The sequence below is a fragment of the Vibrio neptunius genome (assembly GCA_019339365.1).
GTDB lineage: Bacteria > Pseudomonadota > Gammaproteobacteria > Enterobacterales > Vibrionaceae > Vibrio > Vibrio neptunius.
Window position 1 is genome coordinate 1003613 of sequence record CP079860.1, and the last position, 16162, is coordinate 1019774.

The window sequence follows — 16162 nt, forward strand, 5'->3', positions numbered from 1 at the left end:
CATACTTGGTGCAATAGTTCACTCTTTTGGGGTTATTGATGATCCGTTGCACGCATGCAGGAGCGCACGCCCGTCAGCCAGCGAAGATGGGGTCGAGATTGATTGTCAGGCTTTGAAAGGCCGGAGAACTCTACTGTTTTTCTGTTTTTCTCCACCTCTTGATCGTCGAGGTGGTCTTGTGCTGGTATTGCGGTTTTTTGTTTATGAACGGCTGGTTCACTGGCGACAAACTCGAAGCGATAGGGGGAACCTGAATGGCCTGAATAGCTCGAAGGTTGACACCAGTTGATCTCATTGACGTTCGCTGTGGCTTTTGCTTCGCCAGCGGCTGGTGGCGCCGTGCTTGGTTCGAGCCTGCTACGCTCACTACCAGATTTTGGGCGCGCGGGCTCGGATGGCTTTTTTCGATCATCGACCGGTGCCCCTGCATCGCCGGAATCGTTAGCAGCTTCAGGTTGTTCGTCGGTGCTGTTGCTAAACACACCTTTAGGCATGCTGGTCAGGCAACGTGCCAGATCTTGCACATAGCTTTGATAAGGGTTAAAGCCAGCATCAAATTCCGCCAGTTTACTTTCAGTGTTTGTCTTGCTTGTCACTTCTGCCGCCTCTTGCATGAGTGGTTCTATTGCTGAAGATGAATCTTGGTGAGCCAGGGAAACGGGTGGCGTTTCGTCCGCTTCTTCAGGTGATGAAACAGCAGTGTCTTCTTGCGCAGTGGCCTCTGGCGAGAGAATCTTGTTCGCTTTACGATAGCGGGATTTAAGTCGGTAGCCACGAGGAACCCATACGACTCGGCGGCGTCGATATTTGCCCATGCTTCCCCCTTATGATCAAGATTGGCGGGAGGTTCCCGCCAGAAACAGTTACACCAGTGTCTCCACCAGTGTGCTAAAAGTTTTATTGATGATTTTCTGCACTTCGGATTTTGCGCTGATTTGCCACGTCAGCATTTCGGCCTCAGCGATTTGCTTTTCACGCAACATTTCTAGCTCAAATTCTTCGTTGGTTAAATCACCATTATTTCTCGCGTCTATCAGCTCTTGTAAGGTGGTTTTTTGCTTATCCAGCGTCACGGTCAGTGCACTGGTCATCAGGTTCTTTAGCGGTGAATCTTCAATTTGGTTAGTCACTTGTTCAATCAGGTTATCTAGGCTTGGTGTCATTTTTCTACTCCTTGTATCAATTACTGTTTGGCAAGCTCACCACGAATTAATGCGTCGATAAGCCGTTCGTATTGGTCTATTCGACGTTTGATAAGAAAATCGGACAAGGTTTGCTTCTCCTTGTGGGCTTTCATGTCCTGCTGCCAAAACTGAACCAGTGTTTGAGCTTGCTTAATGGTCTCTTGATTTTGCTCACGCCTTTGTTGCCTGCGCTCTAATCCACGAACGTTCACGTCGATGTTGAGGTATTGTTCACTGAACTCACGGTAGCGACGTTCGCTTTCAGGTAGTGCTTGCAGGCTCAGGTAGAGGTAGTCGATATCACGTTCGATACTTTGTGCCTGCTGAACGGTCTGAGGGTCGTAGGGAGCCACCAAGCGCAAAGTACAGCCACTCAGTAATATCAAACAGGCGGCGATCCAGCCGAGGTAATGGGTTTTCATTGTGTGTCCTTAGTTTTCGGTGTTAGTTTTCGGGTTTCACGCCATGATGACTTGAAAGCAGGGTGATTAGCTCAGGCTAAATGGCTGAATAATTGGGTTATTTGACCGTGATTCTTTATTGCTGAGTGATAAGTTAAAAGCAGGGCAAATCAGCAGGAAACCTTATGTCAGATTTAATCAGTACCCTTAAATTGATCAAAAAAGCCTACAAGCCGAAATTGCAAAAGCTCAAGATGACGCCAGAGCAAGTGAAGCAGAAGGTCAAAGTACATAACAAAGTCACGGCCGTACTGCAGGGAGTGGATAAATTGGAGTCTTTGCAGAAAGAGTCTCTCGAATTGGTCGCCAAATTGGTTAAAACTTTTGTTGAGCAGGCTCCGATGATGGCTAATCAGGCGCTCGCCCCGTTGAAGAAGCATCAGGAGGAGAATCAGACTGACGACGAACCCCATCAATCAGACGATCAAGCAAAGTAAACAACACCTCAATGCTGTAACCGGCGATAAAGGCCAGTGCCATTGGCGACAGTGCCATGTCGCCCATTTCCGGTTTGAGTAACCAGCCGGTTATCATTCCCGCTAAACAGCCGAGGGTGAGGCGCAGTCGATACCCCACTTCTCTGCTGGCAGTGTAGGTCAGTGTTCTCACTTGTTGCAGCAGGCTACGCAGAACAAAAATAAACGCCCCCAGCAGGCCATACATCAGTGGCAGAATGTAGTTTTGTAGCATTTGCAATACTGACTGAGCGGCAATCAGGTTAGCCGAATATTCAACAGGGGAATCTTCATTTTCGGTGCGCGTGGCATCGAGAGGGATGTTGCGGCCACCTAACCAGATGTGATTCCAGTTCCTCAGTAACTGATAGTTTGCTTCCATATCGGGCGGCATGGGCGAATTGAACGTGTCCGTTGAGCCGACTGAAGTAAGCAGGTTTTGCGTTAGAGCGTAGCCAAACAAGTAGTACATCTGCACGATCAGTAGGAAAATCAGGGTCAAGACGGTGTAGCGTCGATACCAAGTGATCACTCGTGAGGCGCCTGGCCGTTCGAGCTTACCCGCTTTAGTCTCAGGCACCACGGCTTTGATGCTCTCGACTGTGACAGGGTAAACCTGCTTGGCTAAGCGGTCGTAGCATTGCAGCAGCAAGGTTTCATCTTCTACGCTCCAGTGACGAGTATCAATGCGGTACTTGGCGCGATAGATGCCTTCGGCAATAGTGGGATCAATGGTGAGATCACCATGGCGAGCAACGTATTGCAGTAACTGGATACCTTCACGGATCAGTTGTTGTAAATCAGACTCTGGGCTCGATTCCGGAGTCCGTGATTTTACTAGTGAGTCACTCGCCAACGGCTATCTCCTCTGATTAATAGTGATAACTGGAGACTTCTCTGTCCTGATAATCAATCAGCTTGCAACCGCCACCGTCGTTATTCCAAAGCGCGGTCGGGCTATTAAAGCTGTATTCATTATCTTCAAGTGACGCTTTATTGGTAAAAACGCGTAAGGAAGTCAGCGGTGCCAGTTGAGTGTTTTCAGGAAACACAAAGCAATGGTCATTGCGTAGCGCTTCTAAACGCCAGTTGCTCAGATCAAGGGTATGCTCGGATGTGTTGTGTATTTCAACGTACTCGTCCCCTTCGCTGCGAAACTCTTTGCCGTCATAATTAACGTGGCTGATGATGGCATGAGGGTGAGCTTTATCGCCGTAGACGAAGCTGGAAACCGTCTGGCCATGCTGGTTAACCAAAGTCGCTAGGTCGCCTCGGTTGTTCCACACTGGCTGGTTAGAACTGAAGCTATGCTCTGATTGACCCGAGGTGTCAATTTTGATGTATTCGTATGGCGATAAATAGGTGTGTTCTGGGAAAATGTATTGCTGATCCGGTGACCCTGCCTGAATGTGCCAGCCACTGATGTCGGCGGTCATATCACCTCGATTATGAATAGTGATGGACTCATCCAATGGAGAGCGGGTTCCTTTAAAATCCAGATAGGCAATGTCAATCTGATCGAGCATCTGCAATTGGTTGAGTTTTTGCCAGCATTCATCCATGGTTTGTTGTGAGTGCCTGTCTGGCATGGACAGTTGATCGAGGACTTTAAGGACTTCCTGTTGAATGTATTGAGTATTGGCTGACACGTGTCACTCCTTGTTGATTGAGGCATTTAACCTGTCCAATGTAGCAAAATCCCCGACAGATACTCGGGGGTTTCTAACCAGAATTGCTGCTAATCGACGTTGCGCTATTTTTCGATAAACAGCAGGGTAATGATCAGCGAGAGCATGAGTAACAGCGGCCAGTACCATTGTTTGACCCGCAACCCTTGCTCATATTCCAATGCATGAATTTTCATCTCCGTGGTGTACGCAAGCGCACCGATGGAGGTAAAAATAATCTGCAAGTAAGCGAGGAAATAGAAGTACTCGATAAAGATAACCCCCTGAGCATTCAACTCCTCTCGCAGCGCGACATGGGCAATGACCAAGATGAAAAACAGCGAAGCACAATATTGGAGAACAGTGGCAGTGTTAAACCCCCATAAGGCCTGCTGCTTTTCATCTTTGGTCCATAGCAATAGCATGCAATAGGTGAGAAAACTCACCACCAGCAGTGGCATGATATGGCTGATCAAAGGCCCCGTAATAATCCTCTGTATGACCATGTTGTAATTCAAATTGACGGTTTGATGCCCATTGTAGAGCTTGTCAGTTTGATAGCTAAAGTAGCTTTGTAGCAGTTTCCAGCTGCCAAAATCGTGTTCCGCCATTCTGATGCCGGGCAGGTCTTCGGGTCGCATCGAAGGGTAGCTGTCAAACTCCGGAACCAGCATCAGATAGCCTGAGTCTGGCCTCGGGATCATAGTCAGTTCGATCACCTCACGGTCAAACGGAAAAGACTCGTAATCAAAAGGCTGTTTGATAAGTGCGACAAACTGCCACAGCTGAAACCCTTCATTTTCCCGAATCAGAGACCAAGAGGTATTGAGCGAGTTGTTGATGTGCAGTGGTGGCTCATCGGTGGCCTGATCTGAGGTGATGATTTTGCCAACGATACTGACCTGATCCGCTTCGACCAAATCCAAGGATTCAACGGTTAAGTTAATCTGATGAACGTGATCCGAAGAGGCCTTCTGACCTGCTGGAGATTGGGTTTGCCATGCGAGGTAAGCACTTTCCTCATTGACTAACAGGGCTTCGCCTTTGCTGAGTGGTTTTGGCGCTAAAGCCTGATACCAAAGTAAAAGCAGGTATGACAACAGGCACAGCGACAACACAGTAAACAAGCGCCGTAATTTGGCGCGTGACCCATCGGGAAAACGCAATGAAGCCACAAAAATGATGAAACCGGCAATCGCCAGAAACCAAATCAGATCATGGTAGCCCGCATCCGAAGTGGTCGATGCTCTGAGTTCATCGGCATCAATGATCAGCCCAAGCTGCGCATCGAGTCCATCGATATCGCTCAAAACCATCCACTCCTCACGCCCGGTCACCGGATGAGAAAAGGTCGACAGATCCCCTTTCGTCAGTTGCTCCGAGATAGCAGCGAGAAGAGGGTACTCAGCAGGGTCTAAGCTGTAGATATCTTTGCCCAGCACCGATTGGTTCGGATACGCCAATATCTGACCCGTACGTGAAATCAACATACCAAAGCCTTGGCTGCCAAGATCGAGATTTAACACTTGCTTGGTTAAGCTACTGAGCGAGAAGTTGAGAAACACAATACCGTCAAAGCCATTATCCATCTGTCCATCGTAGCTGGACTCAAACGGTACGATGAATTCCGCCAACCAGGTGTTGGCATTGGTGCCAAAGTAAGGCTCCATCCACATACTGCCTTTTGCCATCGGTTGATGGAACCAGAAAGTACGAGGGCCGTTGTTGACTCGGTCTGGCAAGGTGTAGTCATAACGCTCCGAGATCTGCTGGTTGTGGCGATTGTCTCCGTTTTTTTGAAAGTACGGCGAATACAAAGGACTGGCAGGATCTGAATAACGGTTTTTGCGAAAGGCGACACCACCGCGATGTGCCCCTTGGGTTGTCATCACGGACTGAGTGATCAAATCGCGCAGTTCCTGATCATTGCGCTGCCGCTGTTTGAGCGCCGATGCGAGCAGTTCCGTTTTCTCCGACAACTCAGTTAAACGCTTGTTAATCGCCTCAGTGGCGGCGTGGCTTTGTTCAACCAAGTGATGACGAATATCCGTATCAACCTCGGCGTGCAACTGATAAATAGTAATAGCGATAAAAGCCGCGGCAGACCAGATAAGCGCCGTGACCCAACGCAAATGGTAATACTCAAGTTCGGACGGTTTGATCATGATTCGTCTCCCGCGTTAATAGGGGGCTGTTGGCGCTTTTCCGCGAGTGTGATAAAGGTTTTCAAAAAGCTCTGACACAAAGCGCCGCTGACGATGAAAAAGCAAGCCACCATGGTGTAAATCGGCAATATTGCGTCGGCTTGACCTGAAGACGCGATGTAAGCGTTGGCGGTGGCGAGTATTTCGTCGACACCAATCGCCGATGCCGTCGTCGACGCCATTAGGATCACCAGAAAAAACTGATTCACCGCCGATAGCGAGAAGGACTGACCCTTGTGGCGTTTTTGTGTCGCCAAATCACAGCTGTAACCCATCACGGGGATCGCCAGAGCAATAATCGCTTTACCCAAAGCCGGGACATGCATTTCAAAGCCCATCATTTCCCAGCGTGAGGGGACGATCAGCGCAAGATAAAACAGCATGACGAAACTGGGCACATTACACAGCAACGACTGAGCCCCTTTCGCCAGCCACTTGATAGGTGCCTGAGTGTGATTGGTTCCGCGACTGAGCAGAGAGCCGACAGGAAAACCTATCGTCATCGCCGAGATAGCAATAAGAATATTCAGGCTGAAGGAGTAGGTGAGCGACAGCCATAACGTCATATCCGATAGAATCATTGCAACGCTCCTTTGTTGTTGATGTCGGGCGATGCTTGTCGTTGGAGAAAATCGGAATAGCGAGTGAAAAGCTTGCCGACCAGATAGGCAAACAGCAGCACCTCAAGATAATAAAACACAGCCAAAAGTGTCATCAGCAAAACAGGGTAACCCGAGCTGGAGACCAAGGTGTTGACCACCAGAACCGCATTGGGTGAAGCGATGACACTTGCCATACCGGCGGCTTTGGCAAGATTGACCAAGTTAGCTTTCACCCCGGCACTGTGATGAAGATAGCGCTGAGTTAAGCCAAGCCGTGACGTCGCATCGGCGGTCACTAGGTTGTTGATGCCGGAGGCGGTGTATAGCGCCAACACCAACCAAGCAACACTGGCCCCGCTTAGTAGCCAGTGTTGGCCGTGTTCGTTCCAGAAAGACAACGCACCGAAGTAAATCAGGTAAAGCATCAAAATAGGCGGAATCGAGCTTTGCAGGTGAGTGAGAAAAGCGACGGGCTTGGCGATCCAGCGTTTGGCACTGATGGTCATTTGCGTAAACCCCAAAGCCAACGCGATGGCGGTTAAGATCGAAACCACAGTGAATAGTGCGGTGTGGAGCATAGACTGAATAAGCCGCTCAGTATCGAACTGGTCAAACGGCCAAAACTGTTTATCACCTTGTTGCCCTAGCGAAATGACACTATCAAAGCAGAGTTTTTTCTTTGTTACCTGATCGCCATCCGCCTGACACACCAAATCGCCGTTCTCATCCACGGTGTTCCAGTTTTTGTGTTGCTGCGCGAGGTAGTCTTGTTCTGGTAGCTGCCATTGTTGGGCGAGACTCTTCAAGCGGCCGTCTCTGATACGGCTTGCCATAAAGCGTGACAACCAGTGTGCGAGAGACTGCGACGCCGTATCTTTGCGAGTCACCATCGACCAGTGGATTGGCATGATGGTTTCGACATCAACACGATAGTCACGCCACTCTTTCTGCTTCGATAAGTGGAACAAAATGCCACTGTCGTAGGCCCATGCCTGACATTTGTTGGTCAAAAGTGCCAGTTTTGCATCTCGGTTGCTCATCAGAATAATGGGTTTGATGCGATAATTCTGGACCAGAGACTTATTAAAATACGCCCCAGCGGTCAGGCAGACCGGCTGGCCGATCAAGTCTGTCCATTTTTCGACGCGGTTTGACTTGTGGGTCAGTGCGGTGACGCCACTGCGGAAATAGTGAGGCGTGATCATACGCACGCGCTGGCGACGTTGCATCGAGTCACCAACCGTGGCAATCAACATATCGACTTGCCCTTCATTAAGCTTTTGAAAACGGTTGGCACTCGTGACGGTTTTGAATTCCACCTCAACATTGAGCGCATCACCGATCATGTGGGCTAAGTCGGGTTCAAATCCAGCCGGTTGGTTACTGCTGTCGAGCATTCCCCAAGGTGGATAATCGGCTTTGACGCCAATCACAATCCGCTCAGATTGTTTAATTTTGCTCAGTAGATCTTGCGCCTGAGCATGGAACGCCAGCAGCAAGCAACCACCCATGACGAGAGGAAGGAAACGCATCATGCCCGCCTCCTTGCGACCACCAATAAACCGTATCCCAGCGAAGCGGGCAGGAGATTGCATAACAGATTATCTAGCAACGCCATCACAGAATTCTGGATCACAAAACGCTCTGGGAAAATACTTTCAGCGGTGACTTTCTCGACGTCAAACCCGGCTTCAATCAGCTCTGCCCTGATCTCATTTACAGTGTAAAGATGATAAAAAAGAGGGATTTTCCGACCGGATTGATAGCGATGATATTGAATATCGCCGGGCAAGTTTTGTTGCTTTCTCTGCCGCCATTGCAGAGTGAGGAAACGCCGACGCCGATTAGGCACAGATAAGATCAGTGAACCATCTTGGTCCAGTTGTTTGTGGAACCATTTGAGTAACTTAACCCGTTCTTTCTGCTCTCGGATGTGGCTCATCACACCAAAAAGTAGCATACCTAATTGCACCGCCCCATTGCGATCTTTCAGGTGTTGTTCAAGGTGATGCTGGTCACTGAACCAATCGGCGCGTTCAGAGAATGGTTGTGTTACCTGCTTGGCTTGTTGGACTGCTATGTCACTGATATCAAAGCCATAGAGATGTAAATTGGTCTGTTTCAGTATCGGATAACTGTAGCGCCCGTTTCCGCACCCATAGTCCAGCGCTAACGAATCCTGACCGAGAAATTGCGCGTGCTGAAAGAGGGTATTAAGGACTCGAATATTGGCTTTTGGATAGCGAGCCTGATAGAGGCCGATGCGATAATAATCATCATAAGATTGGGCGATGGTTGTGGCTTGGACATTGTTCATGAATAGACTCCTTTCTTCGCCTGAATGAATGTTGCGCAGGTTGCCCTGCGCAAGCCGCTTAAGCTGAATGAGTCTGGTAGGCGGACTCCAGTCTTTCGTCGTAACGGTTTTCCGCATAGCCGGGGCCATTGTAGTGGCGGGCAAACGTCGGCCAGTCGAGCGCTTGTATCGCTTGGTGCAGCTTAGCGTTGGATTTAATGAAATGAACAAAGGCCATCAGGTGATGGCGCTCCGCAAAGAACATGTCACGCACGAAGCTTTCCACATCGTCGTAGCCGGCGGCCTTGTGGTTAAAACCCATGATCTGGTAACGGCCGAACGACGCGGATTTCAGTGCGGCGGTTCTATCGAGATCCATGGCTTGCTTGAGGCGGTCATACTCTTTTTCCCCGCCCACATAGAGTGAGCGATCCCATTTGGGAGATGAGATATTGGGGTGTGAATCATCAAATTGATGCTGGCTGTATTTGGAGAACTGGTGCGCTTCAAACAAGATGCAAGGTAAGCCAGATTCAAAGAAACCACTGCCTGCAGATTCAACATCTGAGACGGCTTTAATCGCCGCAACTTCACAGCCCAGGGCATCGGCGGCGTCATGGTAGTCATCGTCAGTTAACCCTTTGATAGGTTCAATCGCGGGTAAGAACAAGGAACTCAGTGTGCTTTGACCTGCGCCCAGCGCTTTGTTGAGCGAACGGTGGCTCTTGCCGTTGGCATCAATGCGGCTATCTGGGTGATGAAAACCGAGTATCGTTTTCTGCATAGCGGCGATCGCCTGACAGGTTGGCGATGGTCCGAGATCTGAGCGGATGATGCCATCTTCTGCCAATGGGGCGGTGAGGCCAATTTTGTCACTGATCTGGTTGAGGGCTTTTTGCACATTGAGTACATCATCGGGTGTGTTGTCTGCGCCAATGCCAACCGACGAGGATAAGGTGAGTGCTTTCATGTTTGACTCCATCTATTTTGGTTTGATTGATCCCTACAAACGCTACTGGAATCGGGGGGCATTAATTGGGCAGAGTCAGGGAATTTTCGGTGCGACCGACGAACAAAGGAGTGAACCAGCCAAAGTCAACATTGGGTCAGAATTGAACCCCAGTGTGAAGTTATCGATTTGGATCTCAAATATGAACACCCAATGGTGCTATGTTTGTATAAAAATTAACCACTCAAATCCACCAAGATCAGCAAAGGGGTTGTTATGCTAGGTGAAGATCACTCTCTATTAAGCGAATTCCCGCAATACAAAGACACCATTCGTGCATTGGCCAAAATGGATGACAATTTTCTCTCCGAGATGAAGTCCTATGACTCGCTGGATAAAGAAATCCGCAAGCTAGAACTGATGGACTCACCACTCAGCGATGAAGAAATGCATAAGATGAAACATGACCGTGCGGTGATGAAAGATGACTTGCATAAACGTCTGGTAAGCGCGCATCAGTAAGTGGCTACCGCTTGATGCTAGGGCGCGCGGTCGCCCTTTTTTATGCGCGTCAATCAGCGCTTTGGGTTTGTTTAGGCTCTATTAGCTTTTGATATTTAGCTAGTTGATAGACACCAATTTTGCACTAGGCCTCACAATAGTCAGCTAACCGCCAACCATGATGCGGTTTTTTCGCTACATTAGAGCCCAAAGCATAATTAATGGTAAAACCAACTTATGGTTGTTGAGTTTGCCCAGCAAAATTGAGAGTACCCTATGATCACAGGCCATCGTGGTGCGGCGTCGTTAGCACCAGAGAACACTTTGGTGAGCATTGAATACGCCGCCAAGTCAGGGGCGTTATGGGTAGAAATCGACACCCAACTGAGCGCCGACAACATTCCGGTTATCATTCACGATCAGACGGTTGATCGCTGTACCAATGGCAAAGGTAAGGTGTCACAGCTCGATGCCAAGGCGCTTAAAGCACTCGATGCGGGCAGCTGGTTCGGCCCACAGTTTGCGGGCATAACCATTCCAACACTCGAAGAGGCATTAGACAAATGTGCCGAACTCGGGCTAACACTCAACCTTGAGTTAAAAACCTACAATGACAAAACCATGGACACCTTAATAGAGCAAGTGGTTAAGGTGGTCAAGCAGAAAAACTACCCCTTGGACAAACTGCTTTTATCTAGCTTCAGCAAAGAGGCTCTGGCGATTTGCCAAGCGCTGATCCCACAGGTAAAACGCGGATTCATCTGTGAAGTGTGGAATGATTTTAGCTTAGAGTCGTTGCAAGACTTGGGTTTGTTCAGCATCCATATCGATCACCACATTTTGGATGCCAAGATAGCCAAGGTGATTAAACATGCTGGCTTGGTATTACATATCTGGACTTTGAACGCACCCGAACAAGCACAAGCCTTTTATGATTTGGGGGTGGATTACATCATCACAGATAAGCCAAACCAATTCTCGTCGCCATCAGAGCAGTAAGCTAACGCCAACCCGATCCTTACCTAGGATCACTAGGTTAACCACGATCCACTGGCGGGTTGGCTGCCATGCTCTACACAACGACCACTCTCTAAAATACTTAGTCAACAAAAAATACACGGCCTTAGTGAGAGGTTGTGCGAAAAATATCAACTTCAGTGATTTTAACTATCAAAAAAGGCATTTTCACTAGGCAATTAATTGGATATATGCGTCATTAGTTTTATATCATAGACACTCGATTATCACTAGGTAAGGGTTGACTATGGGCGTCACTGTTTGCGCAAATGGGCTCAGTGTTATACACAAAGGATCGGGCGGCGAAGCCAATGCAACACTGCCGGATGTGTGTTTAACAACGGTAGGCAATGCCGTTGTTCCTATTCCTTATGGCAACAACGCAAAATCGTCGGATCTGGTTGATGGCACCACAACGGTCACCATGGACGGCGGTAACAGCGTTGCGATTAAGGGCAGTAAATTTTCAAAAAGCACAGGCGATGCTGGTGGCGACAAGAAAGGCGTCGCATCTGGCACCATTGAAGCCGAAGCCAAGTTTATTTCTGCCTCACCAACGGTGAGCATGGAAGGCAAAGGCGTTTGTCGTCTGAGTGACCAGATGACCATGAACAAAGCCAACACCATGTGCCTTGGCGGGGCACAAAACCCGTCGGTCACGGTTACGGAAGATCAAGAAGGCACCTACACGGTCGATTTGGCCCTGTCGTATGCCGATGGTGATCCAGTTCAAGGCGCCAGTTACACGCTGGTGGATTCAAAGGGCGCAAACTTTACCGGCAACCTTGACAACAAAGGCAAGGCAGCGGTGAGTGGCGTTGCACCGGGTGAGTTTGAGGTGGAATACGGCGAAGATACTCGCGAGTTCACCCCAAATATGCCCACCAAAGCCAACCCAAGATTCAACCCGATGACAGAACCAAGCCAATTGGTCGACAACGCCAAGCAAGGCGAGTTGGGCTTTTGGGAAAACGCTTGGCGCAAAACCTCGGGTGTTGCCAGCTGGGTATGGGGGGTGATCCTCGGTGACTTCAACAACAACGCCACCGTTGAGCAGATCATCGCCAACACCGCCATTACCATGATACCTGTGGTCGACCAAGTCGCCGATTTGCGTGACCTCGCCGCCAACATACTCAAGCTCCTCGATGAAGACGCAAGAGAAGAGCCCGAAAACTGGCTGATGTTGACCCTCACCCTGATTGGCTGTATCCCATTGTTTGGCAGCGCCATGAAAGGCACCTGTAAAGTGGTATTAAAGCTGGGTAAAGAGACACCCAAAGACGATTTACTCGCTATTATGCGTGCCCTTGGCAAAGGCGACCCAGAAAAGTTTCTGCGTGAGCTTGACTGGAGCAGCTACGCCAAACAATGTTCAGAAATCTTGTCAGATGTGATCAAACCTTGTCGAGAAATTGGCCTTGAGCTGGCTTCATCGGCCAACCGCATTGGCGCCGATACACTGGGTGAGTATTTCCTCGATCTGGTTAGCGAGTTAAAAACCCTCGAGAAACTGGCGGCCGACAATATCGCCAAAGCCACCGATAGCTTTGACCACTTATTCCAATCGGTGTTAGGCAAGGCTGATGATGTATTCCCTGCCAAGACTTACCACAGTGGTGGTAAAGGCACATCACAAAGCGGCAATAAAACCACCAAAGCCAATGAAAAGAAAAAGGGCGCGGGGACATGTAGGATCTGCAACCGTGTTAAGAAGAAAAAGGGCAAAAAAAGCCACCAATAAACAAGATGGCAGCTGTGTAGGACATGAGGTGATCTAATGGCAACAGGACGTATTCCGGCTCCTAAAGGGGGCGTAGGCACGTGGCAAAAATATCTCAAATGGTTAGAAGATAAAAACAGCAAACCTGGCCAGTTTAGCGGAGACACTAGGGAATTTGAGGGTAGCGCTGAGAGAGGTAGTGGTAGTGATACTTTAAACGCTTGCATTGCTGCAATACCACCTTTGAAAGAACTCGTTAAAGAAGTCGGTATGGTCCAGGCAAAGGAGGAGTGGATAATCCACCATCCTTGGGCCACTGAGCAGGATATTAGCAATCCGTTTTATACAAAATTTTCTTTGCTAACCCCACACCATTTAATTTCATGCTGCGTGACCGAAGCCCTAACCAGACATTTTACTGACGTGATTGAGAATGATATCGGTTACAACGTCAACAGCCCACATAATCTGCTGATTTTACCTAACAGTACTGTTGTGGCTTGTTATCTTGGTGTGCCGCTCCATGAAGGTGGACATAAGTACGAACTTTCGGCACCTGCACTTGCTTCAACTAAGAGTATCTTGGCCAGCCAAATTGGTAAGGAAAAAGTTTGGGGGAAATTTGACGACAAGAAAGCAGGCTACCATGCCAAAGTGTTAAAATTGGTGCATCAAGTGATCGTTAAACACTTTAAATGCAAAAAGGATCTAGATCACAATAAATTTATAGCTGATATGAATCAAGTGTCAAAAAAAATTCTTAAAAAGCTTGCCAAGTTTCACTGGTTGCTACACGAACATGGTGCTGACTATAAACCTGGAAAAGGTAATCTTGCAGGGTGCTGCAATACGCGGTTAATTACCTCTTATATCCATGGTGAGGGCATTGTCGATGATGAGGGCACCACAAAAGCCAGCGGCCGTGAAAGTGCCAAAGGTACATTACAAACTTTACCCTGCGCCTCTAAGCGAGAGCATGAAGATGATTTACAATACTTTTTGCACATTGAGGAAGGTAGGAAAAAGTTACGTAGGATGGGGATGAAAGTCGCCACTGAAGTCGAGTGGATCATGTCCGCAAGTTCCTCAAAAACGACAGCCACCCAAGATAACAAACAAACCGAGACCGCCTAATATGACCAGTCCACAAGTGTTTTTTTTAAATGAAAACTACAACAAGCTAACGGATTTACTGGTTCCTGAGCATGATCTCGCCCAGCTTTTTATTAGCCAAACCGAGCTGTCTACCGCCCGCCCTTTGCCCTACAGAAGCCTACAAGTGCCTTCGATGTATCGTAAAAAGCTCTACGACGGTGATGGCCTATTTGTCGATGAAGAGATTTACCAAATTCTCGCCAGCAGCGGCGCCCGTGGCCTGTATATAGTGCCGGTGCAGATTCGCTTTAGTGACGATATCACCTTTAACTATTACCGTGTTGACACGCGCCAAGAATTTGATCTTATCGACCTCGCCCAATCTACCGTTGATGAAGACGGTGACCTAGAGGAAGTCGTGCTTGATACCACGCCCCTCACCCAACAGACCGAGGCCGATTTTACCTTATTTCGCTTAAACGGCCTCGACGCTATTCAGTATATGGTCAGCGAGGGGTTGCGTGATAAGCTGGTGTCTTTTCATGATGATATTGTGCTCAGCAGCGAACAGGACTATGAACTACTATGGTGATTGACGGCTATTTTAAACTCGATACCGCGAGTTATTTACAGTGCCCGGTAAAGGCCCATTTGGGGCATAAGGTGATTGGCGTTGAGCCAGATTTAGCGTTTGACCTAACCTTAACCCCACCTCGGGTATTTATCCGCAATGAACTGGTGGATCTATTAGGTGAGCTTACGCCTAAACTAATTCAGGGCGCTTACCTTAACCCAAACAATACACATGCCTATCAAAACTTTAGCGTGATCACCGCGGACCACTTTAGCCTGCCTAAAGTGGAGGCCGATGATGCCCTGCCCGCGGTATTTTACTACCAGCAAGCTCTATACCTTTCACTAACACTGCTGGACGAGATGACGCATAATAAAAAACTTAGGGATATTGAATACAGAGTGTAACTATGACTGAACCGACCATGGAGCGTATCAACCAATGCCTAGCCCAAGCCAACTTTTCAGCGGTGGCAAAAATTAAGTCTTACTTCCAGATATGGGAAGTGATAGATGCCATTCTTAAAGATAGCAACTTTAGTGAAGAAACCAATTTTGAACGAATCCGAGTATTACTTAGGGCTGGTATCTTAACCGAGCTCAATGTTCTGGAATACTATAATAGTGATGTCGAAGATATGGACTTGTCTTATGAACACTGTCCATTGGTCAAAATACTGGCGCCATTAGAGCGCGATGGTACCTTATATCTATCCGGCTCGGAAACTATTTACCAACTTGGCCAAGATTTTTATTTGGATTATATAAAAAATATAATTTTACTCGGCGGAAGAGTGGATCATGATGGCTTGCTGTACTGGGTCTTTGACGGCAGAAGTGAGTTTGAAATGTTCAACTATCTTCTGGATAACTTCCATATAAAACCAGAGGCCATTAACTTTGCTGCGGGAGCAATAATACTTAATAATTATTGGAAAAAGCGTAATTCAGAAGAAAAAGGCAGGGCTGCATTTAAAAAGTTAATTGAAAAAGGCATCGATATTAATCTGCCTTTCAATAATGGCAATGACTTTAATTCTTTCTTGGGGCTCGTGTTTTGCCTTGATCCTATTGTGTTTGAGCAGTATTTATTACAAAAACCCAATCAACACATTATCGCTGATTTACCATGGGGTTTTGCGATTGAGAATGAATACTTTCATGATAAGCAATTGCAATTGGTTAAAAAACTGATGGAATTGGGCTATCAGCTTCCGCTGGATGAGGTCATCGAGTTACTGGAAGAACAAGAGCTGGACGATTACGCAAAAGCCCTTGCCCACTAAGCTGACGCTCGCCCCTAAGCCTATTCTGCTAAGGGGCTTATATTTCCCCTCAATACATCTTAGTGATAAAACGCTTTTCATATGCTGATAGGTGGTTAGAGAAGAGATCAAATTGACGACGGGGCGTCATTATGAATGAAGTAAGTATC

At 48.0% G+C, this 16162-nt stretch carries 18 protein-coding genes; 8 read left to right on the plus strand and 10 right to left on the minus strand.

The window, feature by feature from the left end; all coding sequences use genetic code 11:
* Positions 1–32: 32 nt before the first annotated feature.
* From KW548_21230 to KW548_21240, 3 genes are read right to left on the minus strand one after another with little or no spacing between them, the layout of a single operon-like run.
* Positions 33–815, minus strand: coding sequence for a hypothetical protein (locus KW548_21230; protein ID QXX08184.1), 783 nt, complete (start codon positions 813–815; stop codon positions 33–35).
* Positions 816–863: 48 nt separating this feature from the next.
* Positions 864–1163 carry a hypothetical protein gene (locus tag KW548_21235; protein QXX08185.1) on the minus strand — a complete coding sequence of 100 codons (300 nt, stop codon included), beginning with the start codon at positions 1161–1163 and terminating at the stop codon, positions 864–866.
* A 20-nt stretch (positions 1164–1183) separates the two neighbouring features.
* A complete protein-coding gene (locus KW548_21240; GenBank protein ID QXX08186.1) occupies positions 1184–1606 on the minus strand; it encodes a hypothetical protein in 423 nt (140 codons plus the stop codon).
* 164 nt (positions 1607–1770) lie between these two features.
* Between KW548_21240 and KW548_21245 the strand changes: the two genes are divergently transcribed.
* On the plus strand, positions 1771–2082 hold the full coding sequence (locus KW548_21245) for a hypothetical protein (GenBank protein ID QXX08187.1): 312 nt from the start codon (positions 1771–1773) through the stop codon (positions 2080–2082).
* Here KW548_21245 and KW548_21250 read toward each other — a convergent pair.
* From KW548_21250 to KW548_21280, 7 genes are all read right to left on the minus strand, one after another.
* Positions 1994–2956 carry a hypothetical protein gene (locus KW548_21250; GenBank protein QXX08188.1) on the minus strand — a complete coding sequence of 321 codons (963 nt, stop codon included), beginning with the start codon at positions 2954–2956 and terminating at the stop codon, positions 1994–1996. The genes KW548_21245 and KW548_21250 overlap by 89 nt on opposite strands.
* 16 nt (positions 2957–2972) lie before the next feature.
* Positions 2973–3749, minus strand: a complete 777-nt coding sequence (locus KW548_21255) for a lamin tail domain-containing protein (protein QXX08189.1) — start codon at positions 3747–3749, stop codon at positions 2973–2975.
* Positions 3750–3853: 104 nt separating this feature from the next.
* Positions 3854–5932 (minus strand): hypothetical protein, encoded by a 2079-nt coding sequence (locus KW548_21260; GenBank protein ID QXX08190.1) that lies wholly within the window; start codon positions 5930–5932, stop codon positions 3854–3856.
* Positions 5929–6552 carry a hypothetical protein gene (locus tag KW548_21265; GenBank protein ID QXX08191.1) on the minus strand — a complete coding sequence of 208 codons (624 nt, stop codon included), beginning with the start codon at positions 6550–6552 and terminating at the stop codon, positions 5929–5931. Before KW548_21265 ends, KW548_21260 begins: the two co-directional genes overlap by 4 nt.
* Positions 6549–8108 (minus strand): transporter substrate-binding domain-containing protein, encoded by a 1560-nt coding sequence (locus tag KW548_21270; GenBank protein ID QXX08192.1) that lies wholly within the window; start codon positions 8106–8108, stop codon positions 6549–6551. The genes KW548_21265 and KW548_21270 overlap by 4 nt, the downstream gene beginning before the upstream one ends.
* Positions 8105–8890, minus strand: coding sequence for a class I SAM-dependent methyltransferase (locus tag KW548_21275; GenBank protein QXX08193.1), 786 nt, complete (start codon positions 8888–8890; stop codon positions 8105–8107). Before KW548_21275 ends, KW548_21270 begins: the two co-directional genes overlap by 4 nt.
* A 58-nt stretch (positions 8891–8948) precedes the next feature.
* Positions 8949–9839, minus strand: a complete 891-nt coding sequence (locus KW548_21280; GenBank protein ID QXX08194.1) for an N-acetylmuramidase family protein — start codon at positions 9837–9839, stop codon at positions 8949–8951.
* A 255-nt stretch (positions 9840–10094) separates the two neighbouring features.
* On the opposite strand from KW548_21280, the gene KW548_21285 reads away from it, so the two are divergent.
* From KW548_21285 to KW548_21315, 7 genes are all read left to right on the plus strand, one after another.
* Positions 10095–10340, plus strand: coding sequence for a DUF465 domain-containing protein (locus KW548_21285; protein QXX08195.1), 246 nt, complete (start codon positions 10095–10097; stop codon positions 10338–10340).
* A 255-nt stretch (positions 10341–10595) separates the two neighbouring features.
* Positions 10596–11318: a glycerophosphoryl diester phosphodiesterase gene (locus tag KW548_21290; protein QXX08196.1), complete on the plus strand. Its 723-nt coding sequence runs from the start codon at positions 10596–10598 to the stop codon at positions 11316–11318.
* Between the two features lie 265 nt (positions 11319–11583).
* Positions 11584–13080 carry a DUF4150 domain-containing protein gene (locus tag KW548_21295; GenBank protein ID QXX08197.1) on the plus strand — a complete coding sequence of 499 codons (1497 nt, stop codon included), beginning with the start codon at positions 11584–11586 and terminating at the stop codon, positions 13078–13080.
* 36 nt (positions 13081–13116) lie between these two features.
* Positions 13117–14193 carry an AHH domain-containing protein gene (locus KW548_21300; protein ID QXX08198.1) on the plus strand — a complete coding sequence of 359 codons (1077 nt, stop codon included), beginning with the start codon at positions 13117–13119 and terminating at the stop codon, positions 14191–14193.
* A gap of 1 nt (position 14194) precedes the next feature.
* Positions 14195–14746, plus strand: coding sequence for a hypothetical protein (locus KW548_21305; GenBank protein QXX08199.1), 552 nt, complete (start codon positions 14195–14197; stop codon positions 14744–14746).
* Positions 14740–15135, plus strand: a complete 396-nt coding sequence (locus KW548_21310; protein QXX08200.1) for a hypothetical protein — start codon at positions 14740–14742, stop codon at positions 15133–15135. The genes KW548_21305 and KW548_21310 overlap by 7 nt, the downstream gene beginning before the upstream one ends.
* A 2-nt stretch (positions 15136–15137) precedes the next feature.
* Entirely contained in the window at positions 15138–16013 is an 876-nt protein-coding gene (locus KW548_21315) for a hypothetical protein (GenBank protein ID QXX08201.1), read from the plus strand.
* Positions 16014–16162 lie beyond the last annotated feature (149 nt).